Origin of the sequence: Xanthomonas bonasiae (genome assembly GCF_014836395.1) — a bacterium.
Lineage (GTDB): Bacteria > Pseudomonadota > Gammaproteobacteria > Xanthomonadales > Xanthomonadaceae > Xanthomonas_A > Xanthomonas_A bonasiae.
Map to the genome: position 1 here is coordinate 19670 of NZ_JACSQX010000021.1, position 12156 is coordinate 31825.

General features: G+C 70.5%; 14 protein-coding genes and 2 tRNA genes. 2 read left to right on the forward strand and 14 right to left on the reverse strand.

What is annotated here, in order from left to right:
* Position 1 precedes the first annotated feature (1 nt).
* The 9 genes from H9658_RS21950 to H9658_RS21990 form a co-directional block, all read right to left on the reverse strand.
* A tRNA-Arg gene (locus H9658_RS21950) sits at positions 2-75 on the reverse strand.
* A gap of 159 nt (positions 76-234) precedes the next feature.
* Positions 235-311 (reverse strand) — tRNA-Arg (locus tag H9658_RS21955).
* A gap of 63 nt (positions 312-374) precedes the next feature.
* Positions 375-1226 (reverse strand): alpha/beta hydrolase family protein, encoded by an 852-nt coding sequence (locus tag H9658_RS21960; RefSeq protein ID WP_191826952.1) that lies wholly within the window; start codon positions 1224-1226, stop codon positions 375-377.
* Positions 1223-2032: a bifunctional hydroxymethylpyrimidine kinase/phosphomethylpyrimidine kinase gene (thiD, locus tag H9658_RS21965; RefSeq protein ID WP_191826953.1), complete on the reverse strand. Its 810-nt coding sequence runs from the start codon at positions 2030-2032 to the stop codon at positions 1223-1225. The genes H9658_RS21960 and thiD overlap by 4 nt, the downstream gene beginning before the upstream one ends.
* A 43-nt stretch (positions 2033-2075) precedes the next feature.
* The gene (locus H9658_RS21970) at positions 2076-2744 is read right to left on the reverse strand and encodes a YoaK family protein (protein WP_179564211.1); all 669 of its coding nucleotides are present in this window, start codon (positions 2742-2744) and stop codon (positions 2076-2078) included.
* A gap of 69 nt (positions 2745-2813) precedes the next feature.
* Complete coding sequence (locus tag H9658_RS21975; RefSeq protein WP_191826954.1) at positions 2814-3308, reverse strand: hypothetical protein; 495 nt, start codon at positions 3306-3308, stop codon at positions 2814-2816.
* On the reverse strand, positions 3305-4705 hold the full coding sequence (locus tag H9658_RS21980) for a PhoH family protein (RefSeq protein WP_179564215.1): 1401 nt from the start codon (positions 4703-4705) through the stop codon (positions 3305-3307). Before H9658_RS21980 ends, H9658_RS21975 begins: the two co-directional genes overlap by 4 nt.
* 84 nt (positions 4706-4789) lie before the next feature.
* A complete protein-coding gene (locus tag H9658_RS21985; RefSeq protein WP_009604221.1) occupies positions 4790-5269 on the reverse strand; it encodes a peroxiredoxin in 480 nt (159 codons plus the stop codon).
* 61 nt (positions 5270-5330) lie between these two features.
* A complete protein-coding gene (locus H9658_RS21990) occupies positions 5331-5906 on the reverse strand; it encodes a glycine cleavage system protein R (RefSeq protein ID WP_087943489.1) in 576 nt (191 codons plus the stop codon).
* A 160-nt stretch (positions 5907-6066) separates the two neighbouring features.
* Here H9658_RS21990 and dapA point away from each other — a divergent pair, with 160 nt between their 5' ends.
* On the forward strand, positions 6067-6975 hold the full coding sequence (gene dapA, locus H9658_RS21995; protein ID WP_179564219.1) for a 4-hydroxy-tetrahydrodipicolinate synthase: 909 nt from the start codon (positions 6067-6069) through the stop codon (positions 6973-6975).
* Between the two features lie 18 nt (positions 6976-6993).
* Positions 6994-7527 carry a hypothetical protein gene (locus H9658_RS22000; RefSeq protein WP_179564221.1) on the forward strand — a complete coding sequence of 178 codons (534 nt, stop codon included), beginning with the start codon at positions 6994-6996 and terminating at the stop codon, positions 7525-7527.
* Between the two features lie 241 nt (positions 7528-7768).
* On the opposite strand, the gene fdxA is transcribed toward H9658_RS22000, so the two are convergent.
* From fdxA to H9658_RS22025, 5 genes are all read right to left on the reverse strand, one after another.
* Positions 7769-8092 (reverse strand): ferredoxin FdxA, encoded by a 324-nt coding sequence (gene fdxA, locus H9658_RS22005; RefSeq protein WP_039005179.1) that lies wholly within the window; start codon positions 8090-8092, stop codon positions 7769-7771.
* 151 nt (positions 8093-8243) lie between these two features.
* On the reverse strand, positions 8244-9143 hold the full coding sequence (locus H9658_RS22010; RefSeq protein WP_191826955.1) for a 2-dehydro-3-deoxygalactonokinase: 900 nt from the start codon (positions 9141-9143) through the stop codon (positions 8244-8246).
* On the reverse strand, positions 9140-10057 hold the full coding sequence (locus tag H9658_RS22015) for an SMP-30/gluconolactonase/LRE family protein (protein ID WP_191826956.1): 918 nt from the start codon (positions 10055-10057) through the stop codon (positions 9140-9142). The genes H9658_RS22010 and H9658_RS22015 overlap by 4 nt, the downstream gene beginning before the upstream one ends.
* An 8-nt stretch (positions 10058-10065) precedes the next feature.
* Complete coding sequence (dgoD, locus tag H9658_RS22020) at positions 10066-11217, reverse strand: galactonate dehydratase (RefSeq protein ID WP_179564227.1); 1152 nt, start codon at positions 11215-11217, stop codon at positions 10066-10068.
* Positions 11214-11834: a 2-dehydro-3-deoxy-6-phosphogalactonate aldolase gene (locus H9658_RS22025; RefSeq protein WP_191826957.1), complete on the reverse strand. Its 621-nt coding sequence runs from the start codon at positions 11832-11834 to the stop codon at positions 11214-11216. The genes dgoD and H9658_RS22025 overlap by 4 nt, the downstream gene beginning before the upstream one ends.
* Positions 11835-12156: the final 322 nt, after the last annotated feature.

The window sequence follows — 12156 nt, forward strand, 5'->3', positions numbered from 1 at the left end:
GTGCGCCCGGAGAGATTCGAACTCCCGACCGCCTGGTTCGTAGCCAGGTACTCTATCCAACTGAGCTACGGGCGCGTTGTCAGGCGCGGGATTATTCCCGAGTTCTGCCGATTCGTCTACAGCGGCGTGCGCCGATGCGTCGTTGCGCTGCGCAACGTCGCGGTCGCATGCCCGCAATAGCAGGCGAACGCGCAAAAAAAAACGACAAACCGAGTTTGTCGTTTTTCATCTGACTGGTGCGCCCGGAGAGATTCGAACTCCCGACCGCCTGGTTCGTAGCCAGGTACTCTATCCAACTGAGCTACGGGCGCGTCGTCAGGAGCGGAATTATTACCGAGTCCCCCGGACCCGTCAATGCCCTTCGCGGAAAAAATTCAGTCTGCGCTGCCGAGCAGGGCCTGCGCCACGGCCGCCGGTCGCTTCATCCAGGCGAAATGGTCGGCCGCAGCGCCCAGCTGCGCCGCATCCAGCGAGTGCAGCTCGAGCGTGCGCGGCGCCAGTTTGCGCAGCAGGGCGCGCAGCGAGGTGGCCGGCGCCAGCCAGTCGTCCTGCAGCACCACGCCGCGCACCGGCGCGGTCACATGCGCCAGCAGCGCTTCCAGATCCGCGGCCATGCCGGCCGCCGCATAGCGATTGCTCAGGCCCACCCGCGCCCAGTCCGCGATCAGCGAGCGCGCCTCGGTCCCGCCGAAGCCGAGCCTGCGCCCGTGCAGCACGCCCTGGTGCTGCGCCAGCCACGGCAGGAAGCGGTACGCCAGCGGCAGCAGATAGCGACGCGGCGCGGCGAACTGGCGCCAGTACGGCGTGCCGCTGGCGACCAGCCACAGCTGGGCGAAGGCCCGCGGATGCAGCGCGGCGTAGCAGCAGGCGATTTGCCCGCCGAGGCTGTGGCCGCCGATGGCCAGCGGCAACGCGGCGCGCTGCGCGATCGCCGCGTGGCTGGCCGGCAGATCCTCGCACAGCAGTTGCCGATAGCCCCAGTCCTGCGCGCGCGACGGACGCAGCGCGCTGCTGCCGTTGCCGCGCCATTCGTGCAGGAACACCGCCACGCCCTGCGCGGCCAGCGCTTCGGCCAGCGGCAGGTAGTGGCGCGCGGCCACGCCGAGCGCGGGCAGCCACAGCAGCGCCTGGCGCGGCACCGCGGGGATGCGTGCGAGCAGCGTCCAGCGGTGGCCGTCGCCGGCGACGGCCGGCAGCGCCTCGCTCGCCGGCCCGTGCGGGCTCATGCGTTGCGCGCGGCGCCGAAGTGGTCCAGCACCACCACCTCGCTGCGGCCGGGACGGTAGCCGCCCTGCAGCGCGCGGGCGACGTAGTCGATCGCTGCCTCGCAGGCCACCGGCAGCGCCAATCCCTGGCACAGCTGCGCGGCGATCGCCGCGGCGAGGGTGCAGCCGGTGCCGTGCGCCTGCAAGTCCAGCCGCGCATGGCTGAATTCGCTGCGGCTGACCCCGTCGTCGTAGCGGTCGATCACCCGATGGCCTTCGGCCAGGTGGCCGCCCTTGAGCAGCACCGCCTGCGCGCCGGCCTCGAGCAGCGCGGCGGTGGCGTGCTCGGCATCGTCGGCGTTCTCGATCGTGCGGCCCAGCAGCAGCTGCGCTTCCGGCGTGTTCGGCGTGACCAGGGTCGCCAGCGGCAGCAGGCGGCCGCGCAGCGCATCGAGCGCGTCGTCTTCGAGCAGCTTGGCGCCGCTGGTCGCGACCATCACCGGGTCCAGCACCACGAACGGCGGGCGGTGCTGTTCCAGCGCGTCGGCGACCAAGTGGATCACCGCGGCGTTGGCGAGCATGCCGAGCTTGACCGCGCCGATGTCGAAATCGGCGAAGCAGGCGTCGAGTTGCGCGCGCAGGAACGCCAGCGGCGGCACGTGCACGGCGCTGACCCCGCGGGTGTGCTGCGCGGTCAGCGCGGCGATCGCCGACAGCCCGTGCACGCGGTGCGCGGCGAAGGTCTTCAGGTCGGCCTGGATGCCGGCGCCGCCGCCCGAGTCGGTGCCGGCGATGCTCAGTGCGGATACGACGGTGGGTTCGCTCATGCGCCGATTGTGCAGCGCCCGCCGCGGCTTGGCGACCGCGGGGTCAGCGCTGCTGGCGGCGGTAGTGGGCCTGCAGCGCGTAGATGGTGCCGACCAGGCCGGTCAGCAGCGCTGGCGCCAGCAGCGCATCGAAGCCGACATGGCGGTAGGCCCAGGCGCCGAGCACGCCGCCGAGCAGGAAGCCGCCGATGATCAGCAGGCTCAGGCGGATGCGCCGCCGCGGCAGCGGCAGGCCGCGCAGGGCCTGGCCCAGGCCGATGCCCAGGTCGGTGAACATGCCGGTCAGGTGGGTGGTGCGCACCACCGCGCCGCTGTAGGTGGTGGTCATCGCGTTCTGCAGGCCGCAGGCGGTGGCGGCGAACAGCGCGCCGACGAGCTGTTGCTGCTTGAACGCCTGCATCGCCGCCAGCAGCAGCAATGCTTCCAAGGCAAGCGCCACGCCATAGCGGCGGCCCAGGCGCAGCCGGCTGTCCTGCACCACGATGCCGCTGAGCACGGCGCCGCCGAGGAAGGCCAGCACCACGCCCAGCAGGTTGCCGATCACGCGCATGTCGCCATCGGCCAGCGCCGCGCCGAGCAGGGTGGTGGTGCCGGTCAGGTGGGTCACCGCCTGGTGCTCGAAGCCCAGATAGCCGACCACGTTGACCATGCCGGCGACGCAGGCCAGCGCGCCGGCGAACGCCCAGGCCCAGCGCGGCAACTCGAAGTTCATGCGCCGGTGCGGCGCCGCGGCGCGGCGCGCGACAGGCTGGGCGAGGGCTGGCGGCGCATGCGTCGCGGCCTATTTCGCGCCGTTGACGGCGATCTCGGAGAACGTGCCGCTGTCCGGGTCGAACACCGCGCCCCAGAAGCCGCCGCCGCCGCCGCACACGCGCACCGCGTCGACGCTGGGATCCAGGTCGCTGTCGTCGTGCGGCTTGAACGCGTTGACGTAGATCGCCTGCTTGCCGCGGTAGAGGATGCCGACGTACTGGCGGTCGGCGCCGGCCGGATCGGCGATGTCCGGCTGCAGTTGCGCCAGCCGGGTTTCCAGCTGTGCGATCTGCTCCACGCTCGGCACCCAATAGCCGCTCACCGCGCCGTCGTGGCGCGCCGGGCTGTCGCGCGAGCAGGTGTCGAGCACCTGCGCGGCGGTGCTGTTGCGGGTGACGATCCACGATTGCCCGGCCTTGATCGCGGTCGGCACGCTGGTCGGCCCGCGCGTGGTGGTGCACGCGCCGAGCAGGGCCAGGGCCAGCGCCGCGCCGCCGAGACGGCACGCGCCGGCGGCGTTCACAGGACCTCCGAGGCGTAGTCGGCCAGGCGCGAGCGCTCGCCGCGGCGCAGGGTGACGTGCGCGCTGTGCGGCCAGGCCTTGAACCGGTCCACCGCATAGGTCAGGCCCGAGGTGGTCTCGGTCAGGTACGGCGTGTCGATCTGCTCGACGTTGCCCAGGCACACGATCTTGGTGCCGGGGCCGGCGCGGGTGATCAGCGTCTTCATCTGCTTCGGGGTCAGGTTCTGCGCTTCGTCCAGGATCAGGTAGCGCGACAGGAAGGTGCGTCCGCGCATGAAGTTCATCGAGCGGATCTTGATCCGGCTGGCGAGCAGGTCGTTGGTCGCCGCGCGGCCCCAGGCGCCGCCTTCCTGGTTGTGGGTCAGCACTTCCAGGTTGTCGGTCAGCGCGCCCATCCACGGCGTCATCTTCTCTTCCTCGGTGCCGGGCAGGAACCCGATGTCCTCGCCGACGCTGACCGTGGCGCGGGTCATGATGATCTCGCGGTAGCGCTGCTGGTCCATGGTCTGCGCCAGGCCCGCCGCCAGCGCCAGCAGGGTCTTGCCGGTGCCGGCGGTGCCGAGCAGGGTGACGAAGTCGATTTCCGGGTCCATCAGCGCGTTGAGCGCGAAGTTCTGTTCGCGGTTGCGCGCGGCGATGCCCCACACCGCGTGCTGGCCGCTGCGGAAGTCGTCGACCAGCGCCAGCGTCGCCTTGCGCTCGCCGCTGACCTTGACCACGCGCAGTTCCACTTCGTCGTCGCCGGGCAGGTACAGGTACTGGTTCGGATACCAGTCCTCGTCGTCGGCCAGCGCGATCTCGTAGCAGGTGCGGCCCTTGTCGCTCCAGCTGCGCAGGTCCTGGTTGTGCTTCTGCCAGAAATCCTCCGGCAGCTCGATCGCGCCGGTGTACAGCAGGCTGAAATCGTCGAGCGCGCGGTCGTTCTCGTAGTCCTCGGCGATCAGGCCGCTGATCGCCGCCTTGATCCGCAGGTTGATGTCCTTGGACACCAGGATCACCGGCGTTTCCGGGCCGTCCTCGCGCAGCGCCAGCACCGCGGCCAGGATCTTGTTGTCCGGCGCCACGGTGCCGAAGCTGCGCCCGGGCTCGACCGGGCGGGTCTGGAAGTACAGCCGGCCGATGCTGCCGCTGCTCTTGAGCTGGATGCCCTGCGGATGGCTGAGCGGGATGCCCGACTCGATCTGCTCGGCGCCGGCGCCCTCGATCAGCTCGTTGAGGAAACGGCTGACCTGGCGCGCGTTGCGGCTGACTTCGGACATGCCCTTCTTGGCGTTGTCCAGCTCCTCGATCACCTGCATCGGCAGGAACACGTCGTGTTCCTCGAACTTGAACAGCGCGGTCGGGTCGTGCATCAGCACGTTGGTATCCAGCACGTAGATGCGCTTGCCTCGGGTCATCGTGGATTCCTGGGAGTGGGACAGGGAAAGACCATCACGGCCTGCGCAGGGCAGGGTGATGCGACGTGCGGGAAACGCGAATGATCACTGCTGGGCGGCGGCCTGCAGTGCGTCGAACACGGCCTGGGCGTGGCCGGGAACCTTGACCTTGCGCCAGCTGCGCAGCAGCCGGCCCGAGGGCGAGATCAGGAAGGTGCTGCGCTCGATGCCGAGCACCTGGCGGCCGTACATGTTCTTTTCCTTGATCACGTCGAACGCGCGGCACAGGGCCTCGTCGGCGTCGCTGACCAACGGGAAGCGGAAGCCCTGCTTGGCGCAGAAGTTGTCGTGCGACTTCAGCGAATCGCGCGAGACGCCGAGCACGGCGGCGTTGGCCTGCTCGAACTGCGGCAGCAACGCGTTGAAGTCGATGCCCTCGGTGGTGCAGCCGGGGGTGCTGTCCTTCGGATAGAAATACAGCACCAGCCAGCGGCCGGCGTAATCGCCGAGCGTGGCGCTGGCGCCGCCGGACAACGCCAGCGGCAATGCCAGCGTGGTGCGGTCCAGGGTGTCGCCGTCCTTCATGGGGTGTCCTCCGCGTGCATCGCCATCATCTGCGTTCGAATGCATCGATGTCCAGCGCGGATCAGAACTTCATCGGGTCCATGATCGCGTCCAGGTTCAGGTGGTCGCAGAACTCGAGGAAGTCGTCGCGCAGCGCGGCGATGTGCATGTTCGCCGGCACCCCGATCGTCACCTGCGCCGAGAACATCTCCGCGCCGGTCTGCATCGCGCGGTAGCGGGTGCTCTGCAGGTTCTCGATGGTGATGCCCTGGCGGTCGAAGAAGTCCGCCAGCTGGAACAGGATGCCCGGCTTGTCGGCGGCGATGACCTCGACGATGTAGGGCAGCAGGTTGGACTGCGCCTGCTTGGCGCCGGTGCGGTACCACACCAGCTTCATGCCTTCCTCGCGGTCGAGCCGGGTCAGCATGGCTTCGAGCTTGGCGACCGAATCCCACGAGCCGGTCGCCAGCGCGGTCACCGACACGTCGCGGCCGACCGTGGCCAGGCGCGCATCGACGAGATTGCAGCCGCTGTCGGCGATACGGCGCGTCACCGGCAACAGCGGCGACTCCGGATGCGTCGTATAGGCGTTGATCAGGAGGTGGTTTTCGGTCGGCGCGGGCCGGGGCGTGGTGTCTGTCAAAGGGGCTTCCGGCATTGCGTAGGATTGCGTAAGGCTGAACGGCGTCCGGGCGGTCGCTCGGCGCAGTATGCAGCATACTTGCCCGCGCTTTCGGGCCGCAAGTAACATGCGGGACGAATCCCGTCCGTGCGGGCTGCACGCGGCCCTCTCCAAATCACAGCGAGCATCACGCATCTTGTCCCTCTCCGGCATCATCACCGCCCTGGCCACGCCCTTCCAGGGCAATGGCGACCTCGACCTCGACGCCTGGCAGCGGCTGCTCAAACGGCAGCTGGACGGCGGCGTGCAGGGCGTGGTGGTGGCGGGATCGACCGGCGAGGCGGCCACCCTGCTGGACGAGGAGTACGACCTGATCCTGCGCGAGGCGGCGCAGGCGATCGGCGGGCGCGTGCCGCTGCTGGCCGGGACCGGCCTGTCCGGCACCGCCAAGACCGTCGCGCTGACCCGCCGCGCCGCCGCCAACGGCGCCCAGTACGCGCTGGTGGTGACGCCGCCGTACGTGCGCCCGACCCAGGCCGGCCTGCTCGCGCATTACCTGCAGGTGGCCGAGCACGGCGGCCTGCCGGTGGTGCTGTACAACGTGCCCGGGCGCACCGGCTGCGACCTGCTGCCGGAGACGGTGGCGCAGCTGGCGCAGCATCCGAACATCGTCGGCATCAAGGAAGCCAGCAGCGATCCGCAACGCATCGCCGCGCTGCTGGCGCTGCGCAGCGACGGCTTCGCCGTGCTCAGCGGCGACGACGGCAGCGCCGCGCAGGCCATGCTCGGCGGCTACGACGGGCTGATCTCGGTCGCGTCCAACGCCTTGCCGGCCGCCTACCGCCGCCTGTGCGACCTGGCGCGTGCGCGCCAGGCCGAGCCGGCGCAGGCCTGGGACGCGCGCCTGCAGCCGTTCCACGCCTTCTGCGGCATCGAATCCAACCCGATCCCGGTCAAGGCGCTGCTGCAGCGCGCCGGTATCGGCCAGGGGCTGCGGCTGCCGCTGCTGCCGCTGTCCGCGGCGCACCACGCCACGGCCGACCGTCTCGCCACCGACGCAGCCGCGTTGGAAGAACTATCCAGCCGCGAAACGCTCGCGGCCTGACCCTCAGGAGATTTATCGATGCGTGCTTCCGTTCCCTACGTCCGCGTGCTGTCGGCCGCCGTGCTGGCGACCACCATGGTCGCGGCCACCAGCGGTTGCAGCTGGTTCCACAAGGGCAAGCCGCGTGGCGACTATGCGCTGGCTCCCGAAATGCGTCCGCTGGAAGTGCCGCCGGATCTGACCGCGCCGGATACCTCGGCGGCGATGAAGGTGCCGGCGCTGGCCTCGGCCACGCAGCGCCCCGGCGCCGGCAGCGCGCCGGCCCAGGCGCCGGCGGCGTCGAACAGCGGTTTCGTGGTGCCGGGCGCGCGCGACCAGGTGTTCGGCCAGGTCGGCGACGCGCTGGGCGGCATCGAGGGCGTCACCATCGCCAGCCGTGCGCAGGTGCTGGGCTCCTACGACGTGGCCTACGAAGGCAGCAACTTCCTGGTTCGCGTGGTGGCGGTGGATGCCGGCGTATACGTGTCGGCGGTCGATCCGCGCGGCATGCCGGCCAACGGCGATGCCCCGGTCAAGCTGATCGCGGCGCTGAAGGCCAAGCTCGGCCATTGAGCCTGCGTCGCCGGCCGGCGTGCGCGCCGGCTGTGGCGATGGACAGAGACGGGCGCCGCAGGGCGCCCGTTTCGTTTTTGGGGAAGATGCGGATTGCGCCCGGATGCTGCGGTTTCAGGAATCCGCTGTAGGAGCGGCTTCAGCCGCGACAGGCCTTACCGATGGAGCCTGTCGCGGCTGAAGCCGCTCCTACAAAAACCGCTCGCGCAGCTCGGGTTGCCTCGACGGCGCTGCGCGCCGGTTACTTCAGCAGCAGTGGCAGCTTGTTCGGCTTGCCGTCCCACTCGGCGGCGTCGGGCAGCGGTTCCTGGCGCGTGGTCAGCACCGGCCAGGCCTTGGCCAGCTCCGCGTTGAGCGCGACGAAGCCTTCCTGTCCGGCCGGCACGTCGTCCTCGGGATAGATCGCGTTGGCCGGGCACTCCGGCTCGCACAGGGTGCAGTCGATGCACTCGTCCGGATCGATCACCAGGAAATTGGGACCCGCGTGGAAACAATCCACGGGACACACTTCCACGCAGTCGGTGTATTTGCACTTGATGCAGTTTTCGGTGACGACAAAAGGCATGGTTCGATCCGGCGGTTAAGCGCGCAATTCTAAAGCAGTCGGCGCCGGCGCGTGGAGAATGCGCGTGGCGGTGCCGGCGCGGGTCCCGCCGCGCCGCGGCAGGCGGGTCTTGCGGCGCGGCTTGCAGGCGGCGCCGGGGACGGTGCGGGGATCAGACGCCGATGCCGCCGCGGCGTTGCGCCAGGCGGTACAGGCCGCGTGCGGCAAGGTCTTCCGGGTGGCTGTGGACCGCGCTGCCCAGCGCGCGCAGCGCGTGCGCGTAGCGGTTCAGCAGGCCGCTGCCGCCGATCAGGTGCACGCGCGGCGCCAGCGGCAGGCGCGCGCGCAGTTCGTGGCCGATCAGCAGGCCGGACAGGTAGGACGGCGCGGCCGCCGCGCTCAGCCGCTCGAACAGGCCCAGGCTGCGCACGCCGAACAGGTGGTGCAGCAGGCCGCCGGGCTCGCCGCTGCGCTGCAGGCCGGCGTCGAAGCCGGCGCCGTCGAACTGCGCGTCGTCGGCATCCATCAGGCGCGCCAGCAGGCTGTGCTGGCGCAGCAGCGCGTACAGCTCGCCGGTCATCATCGTGGCCAGGGCGGCGATGCGACCGTGTTCCAGATCGACCCATTTGCTGTGGGTGCCAGGCAGGCACACGCTGTGGCGGCCCGCGTCCCGGGCGTCCTGCGCCAGGACGTCGAGCAGCCCGATCAGTTGGGTCTCCTCGCCGCGCATCACGTCCGGCACCGCCTCGGCGCCGCTGGCCACGCCGGGCACGAACCACAGCGTGCGCCCGGGCAGGGCCGGGTCCTGCAGCGGCTGCATCGCCGCGGCCAGTGCGTCGGCGTCGGCCGGGCAGGGCGCGTAAGGCAGTTCGATCCAGCCGTTGCGGCTGCCGATCATGCCGCACAGCACCGCGTCGCCGGGCCAGCCGTCGATCAGCGCCGCCAGGGTCGCGGCGAAGCGGCCCTGGCAGGCGCCGATGCCCTGGTCGCTGCGGCGCTGCTCGAGGACGCGGCCGTCGGCGGCGAGCCGGTAGCCGCGCAGGCTGCTGGTGCCCCAATCGATGGCGATCATGCGCTGGCGATGCGTCCTTCGGGCAGGCCGGCGATGCCGACCGCGGCGACGAACAGGCCGCCGGCCTGCGGCGTGCGCGCCAGTTCGGCGTCGGCGTGGTCCATGCGCGAGGTGCTCAGGTACAGCGTGCGGCCGTCGGCGCCGCCCAGTGCGGGACAGGTCGGATGCTTGACCGGCAGCGCGACGCTACGCTCGACGCTGCCGTCGGGCCGGTAGCGGACCACGCGCCAGGCGCGCCATTGCGCGTTCCACAGGTGGCCTTCGGCATCGACGATGGCGCCGTCGGGTTCGGCGCCGGGGTGATCGAGTTCGGCGAACACGCGGCTGTTGCCGGTCTGGGCGTTGGCGGCGTCGTAGTCGCAGCACAGGATCTGCGGGCGCACCGAGTCGCAGTAGTACAGGGTGCGGCCGTCGGCGCTGAAGCAGATCGCGTTGGGGATCGCCACGCCGGGCAACGGCAGGCGGCGCAGGCCGTGGCGCGCGGACCACTGGTAGAAGCTGCCGACCGGGGCCTGGTCGGCGCGTTCGCTCATGGTGCCGAACACGAAATTGCCGTGGCGGTCGGCGCGGCCGTCGTTGGCGCGGGTGTCGTCGCGCTCCGGTTCCAGATCGGCCAGCTTGTGCAGCGGCAAGTCGGTTGCGTCGGCGGCGCTGGCGTCGGGATCGGCGGCGTACACGCCCTTGGCCAGCGCCAGCAGCAGGCGGCCGTCGTCGAACAGGCCCAGGCAGCCGGGGCGGTCGGGCAGGGCCCAGTGACGCGTGGCGCCGCTGGCCGGGTCGTGGCGCCACAGCTGGCGTCCGTCGATATCGACCCAGAACAGCACTTGCCGGCGTTCGCACCAGACCACGCCTTCGCCGTGGGTGCAGCGGCTGTCCACCGCCAGCGTGGCGGTGTGTGCGGATTCGGTGCTCATGGGCTCACTCACCATTCGGCGATGCTGCCGTCGGCGTGGCGCCAGACCGGGTTGTGCCAGTCGGGCGGATTTTCGTTGGCATGGCGCAGGCGCTCCTCGTCGATTTCCACGCCGAGGCCGGGCTTGGGCAATGCGGCGATGCTGCCGCTATCGTCGCACGCGAAGTCTTCCTTGTTGATCACGTAGTCGAGCAGGTCGGCGCCTTCGTTGTAGTGGATGCCGATGCTCTGTTCCTGCAGCACCGCGTTGTGCGAGACGAAGTCCACCTGCAGGCAGGCGGCCAGCGCGACCGGGCCGAGCGGGCAGTGCGGGGCCAGGCCGACATCGTAGGCGTCGGCCATGCTGGCGATCTTCAGGCATTCGGTGATGCCGCCAGCATGCGACAGGTCCGGTTGCAGCAGCGACAGGCCGCCGGCCTGCAGCACCGGCTTGAAGTCGAAGCGCGAGAACATGCGTTCGCCGGCCGCCAGCGGGATCGGCGTGGACGCGGCCAGGCGCGGATAGTATTCGGCCAGTTCCGGCAGCACCGGTTCCTCGACGAACAGCGGCTTGAACGGCTCCAGTTCGCGCAGCAGCACGCGCGCCATCGGCGCGGCGACGCGGCCGTGGAAGTCGATGCCGAAGTCGATGCTGGTGCCGAACGCCTCGCGGATCTGCGCGACCTTGGCCACCGCCGCGTCCACCGCGCGCGGCCCGTCGATCAGCTTCATCTCCTCGGTGCCGTTGAACTTGAAGGTGTCGAAACCCAGCTCGCGGTAGCCCTGGATCTGCGCGATGGTCGCCGACGGGCGGTCGCCGCCGACCCAGCGGTAGGTCTTCATGCGGTCGCGCACCAGCCCGCCGAGCAGTTCGTACACCGGCACGCCCAGCGCCTTGCCCTTGATGTCCCACAGCGCCTGGTCGATGCCGGCGATGGCGCTCATCAGGATCGGCCCGCCGCGGTAGAAGCCGCTGCGGTACAGCAGTTGCCAGAGGTCGTTGATCCGCGCCGGATCCTTGCCGATCAGGTAGCCGCTCAGTTCGTGCACCGCGGCGTCGACGCTGCGCGCGCGGCCCTCGATCACCGGTTCGCCCCACCCGGTGATGCCTTCGTCGGTTTCGATCTTCAGGAACAGCCAGCGCGGCGCGGCGTGATAGGTGGTGAGGCGAACGATCTTCATGCGTGGTCCAAGTAGGCTTGGCGGAAGGCGGCGGCCTGCGCCCGGGTCTGCGCGAGCGCCTGGCCGGGCCGGTACAGTTCGCCGCCGATGCCGGCGCCGATCGCGCCGGCGGCCAGGTAGTCGTGCAGCGTGTCGGTGCTGACCCCGCCGACCACGAACAGCGGCACCGTCGGCGGCAGCACCGCGCGCAACGCGCGCAGGTGGCCGGGACCGTAGGTGGCGGCCGGGAACAGCTTGAGCATCTGCGCGCCGGCGTCGAGGGCGTCGAAGGCTTCGGTGGCGGTGGCGAAGCCGGCCACCACCTGCAGGCCGCGCGCGACCGCGTGGCGGATCACCGGCGGCCGCGTGTTCGGGGTGACGATGAAGCGCGCGCCGAGATCGGCGAGGACATCGACGTCGGCGATCTTCAGCACGGTGCCGCCGCCGATCCAGCAGCGCTGGCCGAACGCCTGCACCGCCGCGCCGATGCTGTCGGCCCAGCGCGGCGAGTTGAGCGGGATCTCGATCGCGTCGTAACCGGCCTCGGCCAGCGCGCCGACATGGTCCAGCGCGTCGTCGGGGGTGAGGCCGCGCAGGATCGCGATCAGGGGAAACTGGAACGGGGAGACGGCGGACATCGGCTTACCTGGCAACGTGCGTGGAGCGGAAGGCGTCCACTGCGACGTCGTCATCGCGCGGCCGCAGTGGCGCGCAGGTGAGCGACCGTCCCGTTGGCGACGAACGGGCGGGCGCCATCGACCGGTGCGCTGGCTGATCGTCCTGCTCATCTACGCTGGCGCGGTGCGCCGGCGCCTTCACGAGGCGGGTGTGGCGGTGGGACGGCGTCGCGGCCGGAGTCGCGACTGGCCGATAGCCTGCGCGCGTGAAGATATGCTCGGCAAATGAAATTTTAGACATATGCTATTCCGGTGGTGAATACGCATCTTCTCGCTCAGGACG

Excerpts from the sequence above, each read along its gene's own strand:
- H9658_RS21980 (WP_179564215.1), bottom strand. The coding sequence starts at position 4,705 with ATGACCCGAGGCAAGCGCATCTACGTGCTGGATACCAACGTGCTGATG.
- H9658_RS21985 (WP_009604221.1), bottom strand. The coding sequence starts at position 5,269 with ATGAAGGACGGCGACACCCTGGACCGCACCACGCTGGCATTGCCGCTG.
- fdxA (WP_039005179.1), bottom strand. The coding sequence starts at position 8,092 with ATGCCTTTTGTCGTCACCGAAAACTGCATCAAGTGCAAATACACCGAC.
- H9658_RS21960 (WP_191826952.1), bottom strand. The coding sequence starts at position 1,226 with ATGAGCCCGCACGGGCCGGCGAGCGAGGCGCTGCCGGCCGTCGCCGGC.
- thiD (WP_191826953.1), bottom strand. The coding sequence starts at position 2,032 with ATGAGCGAACCCACCGTCGTATCCGCACTGAGCATCGCCGGCACCGAC.
- H9658_RS22025 (WP_191826957.1), bottom strand. The coding sequence starts at position 11,834 with ATGTCCGCCGTCTCCCCGTTCCAGTTTCCCCTGATCGCGATCCTGCGC.
- H9658_RS22015 (WP_191826956.1), bottom strand. The coding sequence starts at position 10,057 with ATGAGCACCGAATCCGCACACACCGCCACGCTGGCGGTGGACAGCCGC.
- H9658_RS22000 (WP_179564221.1), top strand. The coding sequence starts at position 6,994 with ATGCGTGCTTCCGTTCCCTACGTCCGCGTGCTGTCGGCCGCCGTGCTG.
- dgoD (WP_179564227.1), bottom strand. The coding sequence starts at position 11,217 with ATGAAGATCGTTCGCCTCACCACCTATCACGCCGCGCCGCGCTGGCTG.
- H9658_RS22010 (WP_191826955.1), bottom strand. The coding sequence starts at position 9,143 with ATGATCGCCATCGATTGGGGCACCAGCAGCCTGCGCGGCTACCGGCTC.
- H9658_RS21990 (WP_087943489.1), bottom strand. The coding sequence starts at position 5,906 with ATGCCGGAAGCCCCTTTGACAGACACCACGCCCCGGCCCGCGCCGACC.
- H9658_RS21970 (WP_179564211.1), bottom strand. The coding sequence starts at position 2,744 with ATGAACTTCGAGTTGCCGCGCTGGGCCTGGGCGTTCGCCGGCGCGCTG.